At 64.2% G+C, this 570-nt stretch carries 1 protein-coding gene; it reads left to right on the forward strand.

The window, feature by feature from the left end; translation table 11 throughout:
• On the forward strand, positions 1–570 hold a 570-nt coding region (locus FK268_RS23555; RefSeq protein WP_146437868.1), incomplete at both ends, for an MMPL family transporter.

The raw sequence follows: 570 nt of genomic DNA on the forward strand, positions 1-570 counted from the left end.
CGCCGCGACTCGCGCCTTGGATTCCGTGCGCGACCTCGCCTATCATTCGTTCTCCGGCACCGGTACAACCGTACACGTCACCGGGCCCACCGCCACCTTCAGCGATCAGATCGTCACGGCCGAAAAGGACCTTGTGGTGATCACCATGGCCACGGTTCTGCTGATCGCGTTCATCCTGCTGGTGGTCTACCGGTCGCTGTTCACCGCGCTCGTACCCCTGCTGGTGATCGGGATCAGCCTCGGGGTGGGTCGCGGTGTGGTGTCAGCGTTGGGCGAGTTCGGAATGCCCGTTTCACAGTTCACCGTCGCGTTCATGACGGTGATCCTGCTCGGTGCCGGCGTCGACTACACGGTCTTCTTCATCAGCCGCTACCACGAGCGATTACGGTCGGGCGCCGAGCACGCACCTGCGCTCATCGACGCCACCGCTACGATCGGGCGCGTCATCCTCGCCTCCGCCGCAACCGTCGCCCTGGCGTTCCTGGCGATGGTGTTCGGAAAACTGAGCGTCTTCTCCACTCTCGGGCCGGCATGTGCGATCGCGATCGTCATCGGGTTCCTCGCCACGGT

This window comes from Tsukamurella sputi (assembly GCF_007858445.1).
In the GTDB taxonomy this organism is placed as follows: Bacteria; Actinomycetota; Actinomycetes; order Mycobacteriales; family Mycobacteriaceae; genus Tsukamurella; species Tsukamurella sputi.